Below are 14,738 nucleotides of genomic sequence, written 5' to 3' on the forward strand. Positions count from 1 at the left end.
TCAGCCGAGTAGCGCCCTGATCGGCTCGACCAGCGCCTCGCCGAGGGCGCGGCTGTGCTCTGCCGAAAGATGCACGCCGTCGAGGCAGGAGGCTTCACAGACCTCGGCGGCATCGAACATCGCGCAACCATACTCCTCCGCCACCTTGGTGACGGCGGAGCGGAAATGCTGGCTCTCTTCGACCGCATGGCCAAACAGCAGCGAGAAATCCGGCTCCATCGTCTCGGCAAAGTGCGGCGGCGCGACGAGCAAGAGCTTCGGCGCGTCATAGCCGCGCTGATAGGGAAAGCACTGGACGATCTCGACCAGCCGTTCGAGCCCCTGCCGGCTCTCGAATACCCGGCCGCCGCCGGTGTGGCGCTTCAAGTCGTTGGTGCCGAGCATGATGACCACGAGATCGAGCGGCTGGTGGCTGTCGAGCAGCGTCGGCAGGGTCTTCACCCCGTTGCGCTCGGCCATCACCGTATGGTCGTCGAAGGCCGTGGTGCGGCCGTTCAGCCCTTCCGAGATCACCCGGACGCCGTGGCCGAGCGCCTTGGCGACGACATTCGGCCAGCGGTCGAAGAACTCGTGCCGCAGGCCGTTTTCGGGGTTGTAGCCCCAGGTCAGCGAGTCGCCGAAGGCGAGGACGGTTTTCATCGTCCTCCCCTCAGACCAGCATCGACATCGGGTTTTCGATGAAGTTCTTGAAGGCGGCGATCAGCTCGGCGCCGAGGACGCCGTCCACCGCCCGGTGGTCGGTCGACAGCGTCACCGTCATCACCGTCGCGACGGTCACCGCGCCGGCCTTCACCACCGCGCGCTGGTCGCCCGAGCCGACCGCGAGGATCGTCGCATGGGGCGGGTTGATGACGGCGGAGAAGTCCTTGATGCCGAACATGCCGAGATTGGAAACCGCGCTCGTGCCGCCCTGATATTCGTCGGGCTTCAGCTTGCGGGACCGGGCGCGCTTGGCGAGGTCCTTCATCTCGTTGGAAATCGTCGAAAGCGTCTTTTCCTCGGCCCGGCGGATGATCGGGGTGATCAGCCCGCCCTCGATGGAAACCGCGACGCCGACGTCGGCATGCTTGTGGATCAGCATGCCGCCCTCGGTCCAGGAAGCGTTGGCCATCGGCACGGCCTTCAGCGCCAGCGCGTGAGCCTTGATGATCATGTCGTTGACCGAGAGCTTGTAGGCCGGCCTGTCGCCGGCTTCGCCCTTGATCGTCGGCGCCGCGTCGTTGAGCTGCTTCCTCAGCGCCAGCAGCGCGTCGATCTCGCAATCGAGGGTGAGATAGAAATGCGGGACGGTCTGCTTGGCCTCGACCAGCCGCTTGGCGATCGTCTTGCGCATCCCGTCGTGCGGGATTTTCTCGTAGGAGCCCTCGGGGAAGAGCTTGAGGATGGACTCGTCGCTGGCCGCCTTGGCCATCGGCGCCGCGGCGGCCGGGGCCGCTTCGGGCTTCTTCGCGTCGGCCGGCTTTTCGGGCGCAGCCTTCTTGGCACCGCCGTCCTTCTTCGCCGCCTCGATGTCGGCCTTCACCACCCGGCCATGGGGCCCGGAACCGTCGACGGCGCCGAGCTCGATGCCGGCCTCCTTGGCGAGCCGCCGTGCCAGCGGCGAGGCGAAGATGCGGCCGCCCTTCTCGCCGCTTGGCGCAGCACCGGCCTTGGATTCGGAGGTGCCGTTGGCACCGCTCTTCGGCTCTCCACCGGAGGTGCGGCTGTCGCCCCGCATCGCGGGTTCTTTGGCCTCTTCCTTGGATCCCGTCGTTGCGGCATCGGCCTTCGGGTCGGCTGCCATCGCACCGCCCTTGTCGTCGCCGGCTGAGCCCTTGCCGTCACCACCGCTCGCGGCCTCGGAAACATCTTCGCCCTCGGCGGCGAGGATGGCGATCACGGCGTTCACCTTGACGCCTTCGGTGCCCGCCGGAACGACGATCTTCGCAACCTTGCCCTCGTCGACGGCTTCCACTTCCATGGTCGCCTTGTCGGTCTCGATCTCGGCGATGATGTCGCCGGCGGAGACCTCGTCGCCCTCCTTGACCAGCCATTTGGCGAGATTGCCCTCCTCCATGGTCGGAGACAGGGCGGGCATGGTGACGTTGATCGGCATGTGGGCGTCTCCGAAAGCGTCTTACTGCGCGTTTTGGGTGTCGGGGGCCGGGTTGAGCGGCCAGAGAATGGTCAGCGGGAAGGTGATCGCCTCGAAGGGGGCAGCGTTCACGTCATCCTTGCCGGAAAGTGTGGCATCCAGGAGCCACTGGCGCCCGGTTAGGGTAAAGGTTTCGAGCATCTCTAGACGAGGGTCGAGAATCCACAGGAACGGAACACCCGCATCCGCATAAATGCGCCGCTTGGTGCTGCGGTCATAGATCTCCGTCGAAGGTGATACGACTTCACACACCCAGTCGGGCGGCGTTTCTGCATACGCCTTGTCCGGCAAGGCTTGAAATCTCTCGAGCCGCCAACCGGCAATATCGGGAACCACCACCTGCGGCCCGAGGTGAAGTTCGGGTTCGTCAAGGATCATCCAACCTCCGGGCCCCGAACGGCCTCTCTGAAAGGCATCGTTCAGTTCGGCGCCGAGGGCGGAGGACGCGACGGCATGCTTCAAACGCGGCCGCGGATGGGTCACCAGCTCGCCATCGAGGATCTCGGCGACGAGATGCGGATGCACCGCTTCGAGATCGGCATAGGTCGCCGGCTTGCGGACCGCCGGGGAAAGCTGTTCGACCGTGGACATTCCCGCCTCCCTCATCGCCCGTCGCCGTCGCCCGAGGCCGACCCGTCGTCATGGGCAAGATCCTCGGCGAAGGCCACAAGGTTATCGAGATGGCGATCCCAGCCGGCGTGATGATCGAGAAGATAGGTCGCGCGATCCGGCTCCGCAGCCTTCTCCCATCCTTGGTGCTCGATCGTGACGCGGGTGCCGCTCTCGATCTCCGTCAGCGACACGGACACGACGGTGTCGAACTCCCAGTCCTCGTCGGCCCAGACCATGACGAAGCCTTCCGGCGGATGAAACGCCGTCACTTCCGCCCGCGTCGTGCGCTCGCGGCCGGACGGGTCGACCCAGGGCTCGACGAAACGGCCGCCGAGCTGCGGCTCGAATTCGAGATTGTCGCGCCACCAGACCTTGAAGCAGTCCGGCTGCGTCAGGCACCGCCAGACATGCGCCCGCGGCCGACGCACGTCCCTCGTGAGGACGAGCGTTCCCGCTTCGGACAGGTCTGAATGGCCCTCGGGCGTCATCGCAGCGGCGTTCCTTCCAGCTTCGGCCCTCGCCTCAATCCTTGTATGTCACGGCCTTCACCGCGTCGATCACGTCCTTGACCGAGGGCAGCGCCAGCTTTTCGAGATTGGCGGCATAGGGCATCGGCACGTCCTTGCCCGCGACCTTGAGCACCGGCGCGTCGAGATAGTCGAAGGCGCGGACCATGATCTCGGAGGCGATGTGGGCGCCGACGGAGCTCTGCGGATAGCCCTCTTCCACCGTCACGCAGCGATTGGTCTTCTTCACCGAGCGGATGACGGTGTCCATGTCCATCGGGCGGATGGTGCGCAGGTCGACGATCTCGGCCTCGATGCCTTCCTTCGCCAATTCCTCGGCGGCCTTCACGGCATAGGTCATGCCGATGCCGAAGGAGACGATGGTGACGTCGTTGCCCTTGCGGTGGATGCGGGCCTTGCCAATCGGCACGGTCCAGTCGTCGATCTTCGGGATCTCGAAGGATTGCCCGTAAAGGATCTCGTTTTCGAGGAAGATCACCGGGTTGGGATCGCGGATCGCCGACTTCAAGAGACCCTTGTAGTCGGCCGCCGTGTAGGGCTGGACGACCTTGAGCCCAGGCACGTGGCTGTACCAGGCGGCGTAGTCCTGACTGTGCTGGGCGGCGACACGGGCGGCCGCGCCGTTGGGCCCGCGAAAGACGATCGGGCAGCCCATCTGGCCGCCGGCCATGTAGAGGGTCTTGGCCGCCGAATTGATGATCTGGTCGATCGCCTGCATGGCGAAGTTGAAGGTCATGAACTCGACGATCGGCTTCAGCCCGCCGAAGGCCGCGCCGACCCCGAGGCCGGCAAAGCCGTGCTCGGTAATCGGCGTATCGACGACCCGGCGCGCGCCGAACTCGTCGAGCAGACCCTGGGTGATCTTGTAGGCGCCCTGATATTCGGCGACCTCCTCGCCCATGACGAAGACGCGCTCGTCCCGGCGCATCTCTTCCGCCATGGCGTCGCGCAGCGCTTCGCGCACGGTGGTCGAGACCATCTCGGTGCCCTCCGGGATCTCCTGGGCGAGATCACCCTCGGGATCCTCGGGGTCGGGATGGGTCTTTCCCTCGGCCGGAACGCGCCGAGCCGACATGTCCTTTACGGCATCGCCGCCGGAGGGCTCCGAACCCTTCGACGACTGCTTCTCGTCGGTTTCGCGGGTCGCCGACGTATCTTCGGCGGCCGAAGCCGGGGCACCGCGCGACTGGGAAGCGGCGCCGTTCTCTATGGCGCTCTCGTCCTCACCCTCGGCGAGAAGGATGGCGATCGGCGTATTGACCTTGACGCCCTCGGAGCCCTCCTCGACGAGGATCTTGCCGAGCGTGCCCTCGTCGACGGCCTCGACTTCCATGGTGGCCTTGTCGGTCTCGATCTCGGCGATGACGTCGCCCGGGGCAACGGCGTCGCCGACCTTCTTGACCCATTTGGCGAGCGTCCCCTCCTCCATGGTCGGGGACAGAGCCGGCATCAGGATTTCGGTCGGCATGAAGGTGTTTCCTCCTGAAACTCAGGCCTCTTGGGCGGGTCTTGTCTGGGGCGCGTCGTGGCGATCCCCGTTGCCGGCCCGTTCAAACCTCAAATAGCGGCGCAAGCTCGTTGCACCAATCGGCCGCGGAAGCCCGCGGCCGGATCGAACCCGCGCCTATTCGGCGGCCTGAGGAATGTCCTCGGCATAGATGTCGGTCCACAGCTCGGAGGGATCCGGCTCGGGATCGTTCTGGGCGAAGTCGGCGGCATCGGCGACGATGTCGCGCACGTCCTTGTCGATCGCCTTGACCTCGTCCTCCGACATGCCGTGATCGCCGGTCAGGCGCTTCTTCACCTGCTCGATCGGATCCGATTCGGAGCGCATCTTCTGGACTTCGTCGCGCGTGCGGTACTTCGCAGGATCGGACATGGAATGGCCGCGATAGCGGTAGGTCATCATTTCGAGGATGATCGGCCCCTCGCCCGAGCGGCAATGCTCGGCGGCGAGATCGCCGGCCGCCTTCACCGCCCGCACGTCCATGCCGTCGACCTGGAAGCCGGGGATCTTGAAGGACAGGCCGCGATGCGAGAAGTCGGTCTCGGCCGAGGCGCGATTGACCGAGGTGCCCATGGCGTAACGGTTGTTCTCGACGACGTAGACCACCGGCAGCTTCCACAGCGAGGCCATGTTGAAGCTCTCATAGACCTGGCCCTGATTGGCCGCGCCGTCGCCGAAATAGGTGATCGAGATCGCGTCGGTCTTGTTGTAGACGTTGGAGAAAGCGAGGCCTGTGCCGATCGGCACCTGCGCGCCGACGATGCCGTGCCCGCCGAAGAATTTCTTCTCCTTGGAGAACATGTGCATCGAGCCGCCCTTGCCCTTGGAATAGCCCGAGCGGCGGCCGGTGAGCTCGGCCATGACGCCGCGCGCTTCCATGCCGGTGGCCAGCATATGGCCATGGTCGCGATAGCCGGTGATGACCTGGTCACCCTCCTTCATCGCCATCTGCATGCCGACGACGACCGCTTCCTGACCGATATAGAGATGGCAGAAGCCGCCGATGAAGCCCATGCCGTAGAGCTGGCCGGCCTTTTCCTCGAAGCGGCGGATCAAAAGCATGTCGCGATAGGCGCGAATCTCGTCGTCCTTGCCGAACTTTGCCGGCGCCGGCGCGTCGAAATGCTCGAGCGTCCTGACGATCTCGCGGGCGGAACTCTCCCGGACCGTTTCCGGCTTGGCCGACGGCGAATCCGACCTGGACTTGTTTGACTTGGCCGCCATGACGTCTCCCTTGACCCGCGGTTTCGACGTTCCACGTCTGTCGTTAGACCACCAGTATATTGGAGGAGGATGGCGCTTCAAGCACGACAAATTGGTTTAACTTTATTCTGGTTCAAATTTGCCGCTGAGCTCGATTTAATTGGACGTCAGTTAAACTGACGACCTTCGGCTCGTTCGATCTGCATTGGCTGAAGAGAGAGTTCGTCGCACAGCCCTTGCATCATGAGGGGTCACGCCTTCCCATATGGCTGGCGTGCGGCGATGGACCCGGAGCCCTTCCGTCCTTTCAACACAGTTCGCAAGCGGCGATCTCGGCCGCACGGGCCGCACCGCCCGTGAGACAGGTCATCCGCCCTCTTCGCTGGTGACGAACTGGGCGAAATTGTGTTCCAACGACTGGAAACGATCCAGAAGACAGCGTCGCTTACGGTTGCCCGTCTGATCCCATGGCCTACAACTTTGCTTCGATGGCCGAACTTGTGAGAGAGCTAAGGGGGGCGGGGCTTGGCGCAGATCTTCCGGCAGCGCGCAAATCTGCTCCTGCCCGTCGCCCTCGTCGGAATTGCTGGCACCATCGCCTTCGCGGCGATCTCGGCCTACGCCTATGTCCGATCGAGCTACTACACCGATGTCGGCAATTACGTTCAGCAACCGGTTCCCTTCTCCCATCGCCATCATGCGGGCGAACTCGGCCTCGACTGCCGCTATTGCCACACCCAGGTCGAAAAGGCGGCCTTTGCCGGCGTGCCGCCCACCGAGACCTGCATGACCTGCCATTCGCAGCTCTGGACGAATGCCGAGATGCTGGCGCCGGTCCGCGTCAGCCTCGCGACCAACACGCCGATCCACTGGCAGCGCGTCCATGACCTCGCCGACTACGTCTATTTCGACCATTCGGTGCACGTCACCAACGGCATCGGCTGCTCCTCCTGCCACGGCGACGTCGCCGACATGCCGCTGATCGCCAAAGCTGAGCCGCTGTCGATGAGCTGGTGTCTCGATTGCCACCGCGATCCGGCCAAGAACCTTCGGCCGGAGAGCGAGATCTTCGACACGGCCTGGCAGAAGCCGGCCGACCAGGAGGAGAAAGGCGCCACCCTGCTGAAGCATTACGGCATTCGCCCCGACCATCTCACCGACTGCTCCGTGTGCCACCGATGAGCACCGCGAACGCCGCCCCTTATCGGACCCGCGAGGCCATGGTCGGCAAGACGGCCGGTCTCTTGCCGGTCGAGGACGGCGAGCTTCTCAAGGTCGCCCGGGAGGGTTTCGACCGCCGCTCCGTGCTCAAATTCCTCGGTCTTTCGGCCGCCCTGCCGCTGGCTGCCTGCGACGCGCCGCACGAGGAGATCGTCCCCTACGTCGAGATGCCGGAAGGTCTCGTCGCCGGCCAGCCGCAATATTTCGCCACCGCCTTCGACCTCAATGGCGTCGCCACGGGGCTTCTGGCCGAAAGCTACGAGGGCCGGCCGACCAAGATCGAGGGCAATCCCGACCATCCAAATTCACTCGGCTCCACCGACGCCTTCCACCAGGCGATGGTGCTGTCGCTCTATGACCCCGGCCGCGCCTCGCTGGTGCGGCGCGCGGGAGAATTCTCCACCTACGACGCCTTCCTCCAAGCCGTCGTCGCGCGCCGCGCCGAATGGTCCCGGACAGGCGGCGAGGGCCTGGCGCTGATCGTCGGCGAGAACAGTTCGCCGACGGCCGAACGGCTGCTGCACAGCCTGCAGCGCGACTATCCGAAGATGCGCATCTCCGTCTTCGAGCCGATCTCCCGCGAGAACCAGCGACAGGGCGTCGAGGTGGCCTTCGGCGCGCCTGGCCGCGTGCATCTCGTGACGGGCCGGGCGAGCGCCTTCGTCTGCCTCGACCACGACATTCTCGGCCCCGGCCCCGAGCAGGTGCGGCTGTCGCGCGGGGTGATCGACAGGCGGCGGGTCCGCGCGGGCTCGACGACCATGGCGCCGCTCCTCGTCGCCGAACCGGTGCTGACGGCAACGGGCGGCACCGCCGACGAGCGCCTCGCCTGCCGGCGCAGCCGCATTCCCGCCCTCGCCTCCGCCATCGCGGGACGACTTGGCCTTCCGGGGACCGGGCCGGTGGTCGATTTGGACGCGCGCGAGACGCGCTTCGCGAACGTCGCCGCCAGGGCCTTGCAAGCGGCCCGCGGAAGTGCCCTCCTGACGGTCGGTGAGGCCCAGCCACCGGCGGTCCATGCCCTCGCCCACCGGGTCAACGCCCATCTCGGCTCGCTCGGCGAAACGGTCTCGATCCTGCCGCCGAGGCTGTTGGAATCGAAGCTCCAGTCTTTGGCTGAACTGACTGCGGCGATGGCGGCCGGCGCGGTCTCCGACCTCTTCGTCCTCGGCGTCAATCCGATCTATTCGGCCCCCGCCGACATTGCCTTCGAAGACGCCCTGCAGAAGGTGCCGTTCACGGTTCATCATTCGCTCTACGAGGACGAAACCAGCGAGCAATGCCTGTGGCACGTGCCGCAGCTGCATCCGCTGGAGGAATGGAGCGACGGCCGCACGGCGACGGGCCTCGCCTCGATCGTCCAGCCCCTCGTCTCGCCGCTCTACGAAGGCCATTCGCCCCTCTCCGTCCTCGCCGCGATCGGCGGCCAGGTGAACCGCTCTGGCCACGAGATCCTGCTGGCCAACTGGCGCGAGCGCTTCGACTCTGGCGAGATCGGCGGAGGAACTGGTCCCGGTGCTGGACCGGTGGCCGGCGCAGCAGGTGCTGACGACGCCGGCGATTTCGAGACCTTCTGGCGGACCGTTCTGGCGCGCGGCACGATCTTGGGCACCGAGACCGAAACGGGCCGAGCCCCTGCCCTTTCCGCCGCGCCTGTGGCGCCGGCTCTTACCGAAACGCCGGAAGCCGGCGCCTTCGAGGCTGTCTTCCTGCCCGACCCCTCAGTCTGGGACGGCCGCTTTTCCAACAATGCCTGGCTGCAGGAGCTTCCCCGGCCGATCACCAAGGAAGTCTGGGGCAACGCGGCGGCGATGAACCCGAGGGACATCGAGGCGCTCGGCGTCGCCGACGGCGCGCTCGTCTCGATCACTGTGGCGGGCTCGGGCGATACGGTGTCTCGGCCGGTGCTGATTCCCGTCATCGCCGTGCCCGGCATCGCCCGCGGCACCATCGGCCTCACTCTCGGCTATGGCCGCCGCTTCGGCTCGGTCGCCCGCGGCATCGGCGCCGACGTCGGTCCCTTGCGAACGACCGACGCCCTGTGGATGCGTGCCGTCGAGGTGAGCGTCACCGGCGCCTCGGTGGAACTCGCCCTCACCCAGCACACCCACCAGATGCACGGCCGCGAGATCGTCCGGGAAGTCGCTCTGTCGGACCTCGCCGCCACGGAACTTTCGAACGAGGCCGAGGTCCCGCCGACGCTCTATCCGGAGTTCCCGCACGGCCCCTACGAATGGGCGATGGTGATCGACCAGACCGCCTGCATCAACTGCTCGGCCTGCGTCGTCGCCTGCCAGGCGGAGAACAACGTGCCGGTGGTGGGGCCGGCGGAGATCCGCCGCGGCCGCGACATGCACTGGCTGCGCATCGACACCTATTACACCGGCGACGACGAAGCCATTTCCACCGCCTCGCAACCGGTCCCCTGCATGCATTGCGAAAAGGCGCCCTGCGAGCCGATGTGCCCGGTCGGCGCGGCGATCCACGACAGCGAGGGCCTCAACGTCCAGGTCTACAACCGCTGCATCGGCACGCGCGACTGCCAGGCCAACTGCCCCTACAAGGTCCGCCGCTTCAACTTCTTCGCCTATAACAACGGCCAGGAATTCGCCGATCTTGGTGATCCCATGGTCCATGCCGTCCACAATCCCGACGTCACGGTGCGGGCCCGCGGCGTCATGGAGAAGTGCACCTACTGCGTCCAGCGAATCTCCGGCGCCAGGCGAGAGGCGATCCGTGAGGACGGGACGATCGCGGAGGGCGAGGTCGTCACCGCCTGCCAGCAGGCCTGTCCGACCAAGGCGATCAGCTTCGGCAATCTTTCCGAATCCGGATCGAGCGTCAACGCGCTCCGGCGCGAACCCCATCACTACGCGCTCCTGGAAGAACTCGGCACACGGCCGCGCACCACCTATCTCGCCAAGGTGACCAACCGCATCTCCGAAGACCGGGAGGGCGGATGAGCGAGACGTCCCTCTCCGGCCGCGACCTGATCGCCGAGCACGGCCGCACCCGCGACGGCCTGATGCCGGCGGAGATGGGATACCGCTCGATCACCGACGAGGTGGCCGGCGCCGTCTTCGCCAAGCCGACGCGGCTGTGGATGGCGCTGGTCGGCGTGTCGTTTCTCGGCGTCGTCCTGCTCTTCGTCTCGATCTGGGTGCTGCTTGCCGAAGGCGTCGGCATCTGGGGCATCAATTCCGACGTCGTCTGGGGCTATGCCGTCGCCAACTACGTCTGGTGGATCGGCATCGGCAATGCCGGCACGCTGATCTCCTCGATGCTGCTCCTCACCCGGCAGAAGTGGCGCGCCTCGATCAACCGCTATGCCGAGGCGATGACGCTGTTCGCGGCCTCGATCGCCGGCCTGTTCCCGCTCTTGCATGTCGGCCGGCCCTGGCTCGTCCATTTCATGACGCCCTATCCGAACACCATGGATCTCTGGCCGCAGTGGCGCTCGCCGCTCGTCTGGGACATGTTCGCGATCGCCTGCTACATCCTGTTTTCGCTGCTGTTCTGGTACACCGGGCTGATCCCCGACCTCGCCACCCTGCGCGACCGAGCGAAGACTAGGTTCGTCAAGGTCGCCTACGGTCTCTTCGCCCTCGGCTGGACCGGCTCGTCCCGGCAGTGGCGGGCCTTTAACGCCTATTACTACGCCATGGCGGCCCTCGGCGTGCCACTGGTCATCTCGATCCATTCCGTCGTCGGGCTCGACTATGCCGCGACGCTGATGCCCGGTTGGCAGGAAACGATCTTCCCGCCCTATTTCGTCGTCGGCGCGATGTTCTCGGGCTTCGCCATGGTGGTCACCCTGACGATCCCGATCCGCTGGGGCCTCGGCCTCGAGGCGATCATCACCCGCAACCATCTCGACGCCATGGCCAAGATCATGCTGTTCGGCGGGTTGGTAATGACATTTTCCTATTCATTCGAGTGGTTCAACGCCTGGTATCTCGGCAACGAGGTCGACCGTGCCCATGTCGTCGCCCAGTTCACCGGGCAGTACTGGTGGCTCTACTGGCTGATGCTGGCCTGCAACGGCGCCGTGCCGCAGCTCTTCTGGTTTCGCCTCTGCCGGCGCAATCTGGTGATCCTCTTCATCGCTGGCGTCCTGATCAATCTCGGCATGTGGCTGGAACGCATCCTGATCAACATGAACACGCTGAGCCACGGCTTCCTGCCAGCCACCGATTCCAGCTACACGCCGACCTTCTGGGACTGGTCGCTGTTTCTCGGCAGCTTCGGCCTGTTCTGCTTCCTGTTCTTCGTCTTCGCCAAGGTCATCCCGACCGCCACGATCCATGAGATCCGCGAACTCGCCCACAAGGAGGGCGCGGCGCGATGAAGCCCCGGATGCTCTTCGCCGAATTCTCCACCGCCGACGCGCTGACGGACGCCGTCCGGGCGATGGCGTCGGCGCAGAAAGGCCGGCGCTTCGAGACCTACACGCCCTACTCCATCCCCGACCTCGACGAGATTGCCGCGGCCCAAGGTGCCCGCCCCTCGCCGGTGCGCACCGTCATGGTCGCTGCAGCGGCGGTCGGCGCGGCGCTGATGTTCTTCCTGCAATATTGGTCGTCGGTGGAGGCCTATCCGTTCAACTCGGGCGGCCGCCCCTACAATGCCTGGCCGACCTTCATGTTGACGACCTTCGAGATCACCGTCCTGTCCGCGGCGATCGGCGGCTTCGTCACCCTCGTCGTCACCGGCCGCCTCGGCAGGCTTTACAATCCGGTCTTCGACTGGGACGGCATCGAGAGGGCCAGCGACGACCGCTTCATGCTGGAGGTCGAGCTCGATCCCGTCAGCACATCGGACCCGGTCGTCGATCGCGCCTTGAGCGATCTCCTCCGCCACCATGGCGCCCTGACGGTCCGGGAGCGGGTGGCATGAGGTGGCGGATGACGATTGAAGGGCGGCTTTGCAATGCCCGGAGACGGCGCTGGCCCGCTTTTGCCCGACACTTCAGGATGGGCACTCGCCTAGCCGCTTCGTCATTCTCGGGCCCCGTCCCGAGAATCCAGGGGCGGTTGCCGCAACCTTCCATGCCACGATGCCGTTGCCACGAGCCGCAATGGGTGCCCGACGATTCCTGGATTCTCGGGACGGGGCCCGAGAATGACGGCCGCGTGGATGGCACGGCCTCATCCGGCCAAGCCGCCGAAAGTGGACGCGGGAGGCGCTCGCCCGCCCCCAACGTCTCGGCAGTCACCGACGCACCGCTCGCCATCGCCGCCATGTCCGCCGTCCCCCGGCTAGCCTCCGCCGTGCTCGCCGTGCTCGCCCCCGCCTTGCTGTCCGCCTGCGAGCAGCAGAGCATGGAGACGCAGCCGAAGCTGAAGACCTATTCCACCGCCGCGGCCTTTCCCGACAATGCTGTAGCGCGCGAGATCCCCTTCGGCACGGTGTCGCGTAACGAACCCGCCCGCATCGCCGCGCTCGCAGACCGCCCGCCCGTCGACGAAGCGCTGCTGCGGCGTGGGCGCGAGCAGTACGAAATCTACTGCACGCCCTGCCATGGCCTCGCCGGCCACGGCGACGGCATCATCGTCCAGCGCGGCTTTCCGCAGCCACCCTCCTACATGGAGCCGCGGCTGCTTTCCGCCGATTCACAGCATTTCGTCGACGTCATCACCCATGGCTGGGGGGTGATGTACCCCTACGCCGCCCGCGTCGAGCCACGCGACCGCTGGGCCATCGCCGCCTATATCCGCGCCCTGCAGGTCTCCCAGACCGGCGCGCCGCGGGACGTCGCGGCGGCAATCCCTGCGAATGGTGCGCAAGGCACTCCCGAAGCAGGCGATGATGATGCACCATCCAGCAACCGGGAGGGCGCGCGATGAACCCGTCGGCCTGGATCCAGCGCAATCTCGGCGCCAACACCCCGGTTTCGCTGCGGCTGTTCGGGCTGATCGCGCTCCTGTTCGTCGCGCTGGCCCTGGTCTTTCCCGCCGCCGTCGCGAGAGCCTATGTCGCAGGCTGGATCGTCGCGATCTCCGCCGGCATGGGCGCCAGCATCCTCGTCCACACTCATAGGCTGACCCGCGGCTGCTGGGGCGAGGCCGCTCGGCCGGCTTTCGAAGGGCTGGCCGCCACCGTCCCGTTCCTCGCCATCCTCGGTTTCGTCGTCATCCTCGTGCAGCCGCTGGTCTGGCCCTGGGCGGACGGCTCAGGCCTCGCCGAAAAACCCGACGTCGCCGCGCTCTACCTCAACCCCGTGTTCTTCGGCGTCCGGGCGATCGTCATTCTTCTCGGCTGGTCGGCGATCGCCGTCCTGGCGGCGGGCTTCGGCCCCCAAGGCCGGCTCGCCAGCGGCCTGTCGATCGCCTTCTATGCGATCAGCGTCCAATTCGCCTCGATCGACTGGATCATGTCGCTGGAGCCGCACTGGTCGTCGACCACCTTCGGCGCGATGTTCGCCATCACCCAGATCGCCCTTGCCCTATCCCTCCTCGTCGCCACCGACGCCGGCGGCTCGCCCGGCCCGCGCGACGATCTCGCCAAGCTGCTGCTCGTGGCGATTCTCGGCCTCGTCTACATGCAGTTCATGCAGTTCCTGGTGCAATGGTCGGGAAACCTGCCCGAAAAAGTCGCCTACTACGTCCTGCGCAGCGAGTTTCCCTGGCAGGCCGTGGCGATCCTCGCCTCCCTCCTCGCCGCTTCGGCCTTCGCGATCCTCAGCCGAACCTCGCTCCGCCACGATGCGGCCTATACGAAGATCGCGGCCGACTGCGCGTTGGCCTTCGTCGCGCTCTTCGTCTTCTTCGAATTCGCCCCGCCCTTCCGCGACTGGATGACGGGCCTATTCGTCCTCGCCGCCGTTGTCGGTGCCATCGGCCTCATGCTGTTTCTGACCGTGGCGGCCATCGCGCCCCGATCCGCGTCTGAGAACTCGAAGCCGGAGGTCGCGCCATGAGCGGCGAAGCCCCGACGCCGGAACAGTTGAGCCCCGACGTTTCGGCTCGTCCGATCGTCGCGGCGGTTGCCCTCGCCTTTGCCATCGCGATCACCGTCATGTCGCTACTCGGCTTCGCCTTCTGGTACATGCTCGGCTATCTGCCGAACAATACCAGCCCCCAGGCGGTGACGGGGTTCCCACGCCCCCGCTTGCAGGTCGTGCCGAAGATCGATCTCGACCGCTCGAACGCCGCCGGCATCGCCCAGCTGACGCAGTCGGCGAATGTCCCGATCAACGAGGCGATGCGCCTCGTCGCTAGCCGGCCGGATCCTTACGCCCCCCTCCTGCCGGAGAGCGACGTGCCCGACGGAGCCGGCCTGAGGGCGATGAAGGCCCAGACGGCGCAGAGTCCTTCCGGAGGCGTGACTTTCGACGCCGGCGCCCGCACGGGGGCGATGAGCCCGCAGATCGAGGGCGCTCCGCCCCCCGGCCAGCCCGGTCTCGGCGAAGCGACTCGTGTTCCCACCGACGCCTTCGATGGAACGCCGAACTACCAGCCGCCACCGGAAGAAAATTCGGGGGTTGTTCGATGACGCCTCGCCAGCTCCGCAGACTGCCTTCCCTGTTCGCAGC

At 66.2% G+C, this 14,738-nt stretch carries 13 protein-coding genes; 7 read left to right on the forward strand and 6 right to left on the reverse strand.

What is annotated here, in order from left to right:
• The 6 genes from GTK09_RS02970 to pdhA all read right to left on the reverse strand — a co-directional run bounded on the left by GTK09_RS02970 (position 1) and on the right by pdhA (position 6,004).
• Entirely contained in the window at positions 1-639 is a 639-nt protein-coding gene (locus tag GTK09_RS02970; protein WP_163461025.1) for an SGNH/GDSL hydrolase family protein, read from the reverse strand.
• Between the two features lie 10 nt (positions 640-649).
• Positions 650-2,095: a pyruvate dehydrogenase complex dihydrolipoamide acetyltransferase gene (locus GTK09_RS02975; RefSeq protein WP_163461026.1), complete on the reverse strand. Its 1,446-nt coding sequence runs from the start codon at positions 2,093-2,095 to the stop codon at positions 650-652.
• A gap of 21 nt (positions 2,096-2,116) precedes the next feature.
• Positions 2,117-2,725, reverse strand: coding sequence for a Uma2 family endonuclease (locus GTK09_RS02980; RefSeq protein ID WP_163461027.1), 609 nt, complete (start codon positions 2,723-2,725; stop codon positions 2,117-2,119).
• Positions 2,726-2,736: 11 nt separating this feature from the next.
• Positions 2,737-3,234: an SRPBCC family protein gene (locus tag GTK09_RS02985; RefSeq protein WP_163461028.1), complete on the reverse strand. Its 498-nt coding sequence runs from the start codon at positions 3,232-3,234 to the stop codon at positions 2,737-2,739.
• Positions 3,235-3,268: 34 nt separating this feature from the next.
• Positions 3,269-4,741, reverse strand: coding sequence for a pyruvate dehydrogenase complex E1 component subunit beta (locus GTK09_RS02990; protein ID WP_163461029.1), 1,473 nt, complete (start codon positions 4,739-4,741; stop codon positions 3,269-3,271).
• Between the two features lie 156 nt (positions 4,742-4,897).
• Entirely contained in the window at positions 4,898-6,004 is a 1,107-nt protein-coding gene (pdhA, locus tag GTK09_RS02995) for a pyruvate dehydrogenase (acetyl-transferring) E1 component subunit alpha (RefSeq protein ID WP_163461030.1), read from the reverse strand.
• A 504-nt stretch (positions 6,005-6,508) separates the two neighbouring features.
• Here pdhA and GTK09_RS03000 point away from each other — a divergent pair.
• The 7 genes from GTK09_RS03000 to GTK09_RS03030 all read left to right on the forward strand — a co-directional run bounded on the left by GTK09_RS03000 (position 6,509) and on the right by GTK09_RS03030 (position 14,698).
• Positions 6,509-7,165 (forward strand): cytochrome c3 family protein, encoded by a 657-nt coding sequence (locus GTK09_RS03000; protein ID WP_163461031.1) that lies wholly within the window; start codon positions 6,509-6,511, stop codon positions 7,163-7,165.
• Positions 7,162-10,167 carry a 4Fe-4S dicluster domain-containing protein gene (locus tag GTK09_RS03005; protein WP_163461032.1) on the forward strand — a complete coding sequence of 1,002 codons (3,006 nt, stop codon included), beginning with the start codon at positions 7,162-7,164 and terminating at the stop codon, positions 10,165-10,167. The genes GTK09_RS03000 and GTK09_RS03005 overlap by 4 nt, the downstream gene beginning before the upstream one ends.
• Positions 10,164-11,552: an NrfD/PsrC family molybdoenzyme membrane anchor subunit gene (gene nrfD / locus GTK09_RS03010; protein WP_246217677.1), complete on the forward strand. Its 1,389-nt coding sequence runs from the start codon at positions 10,164-10,166 to the stop codon at positions 11,550-11,552. Before GTK09_RS03005 ends, nrfD begins: the two co-directional genes overlap by 4 nt.
• Positions 11,549-12,100, forward strand: a complete 552-nt coding sequence (locus GTK09_RS03015; protein WP_163461033.1) for a DUF3341 domain-containing protein — start codon at positions 11,549-11,551, stop codon at positions 12,098-12,100. The genes nrfD and GTK09_RS03015 overlap by 4 nt, the downstream gene beginning before the upstream one ends.
• A gap of 344 nt (positions 12,101-12,444) precedes the next feature.
• The gene (locus GTK09_RS03020) at positions 12,445-13,050 is read left to right on the forward strand and encodes a c-type cytochrome (RefSeq protein WP_163461367.1); all 606 of its coding nucleotides are present in this window, start codon (positions 12,445-12,447) and stop codon (positions 13,048-13,050) included.
• Entirely contained in the window at positions 13,047-14,123 is a 1,077-nt protein-coding gene (locus GTK09_RS03025; protein WP_163461034.1) for a hypothetical protein, read from the forward strand. Before GTK09_RS03020 ends, GTK09_RS03025 begins: the two co-directional genes overlap by 4 nt.
• Positions 14,120-14,698 (forward strand): hypothetical protein, encoded by a 579-nt coding sequence (locus GTK09_RS03030; protein WP_163461035.1) that lies wholly within the window; start codon positions 14,120-14,122, stop codon positions 14,696-14,698. The genes GTK09_RS03025 and GTK09_RS03030 overlap by 4 nt, the downstream gene beginning before the upstream one ends.
• Positions 14,699-14,738 lie beyond the last annotated feature (40 nt).

The sequence above is a fragment of the Jiella pacifica genome, assembly GCF_010500815.1.
Lineage (GTDB): Bacteria > Pseudomonadota > Alphaproteobacteria > Rhizobiales > Rhizobiaceae > Jiella > Jiella pacifica.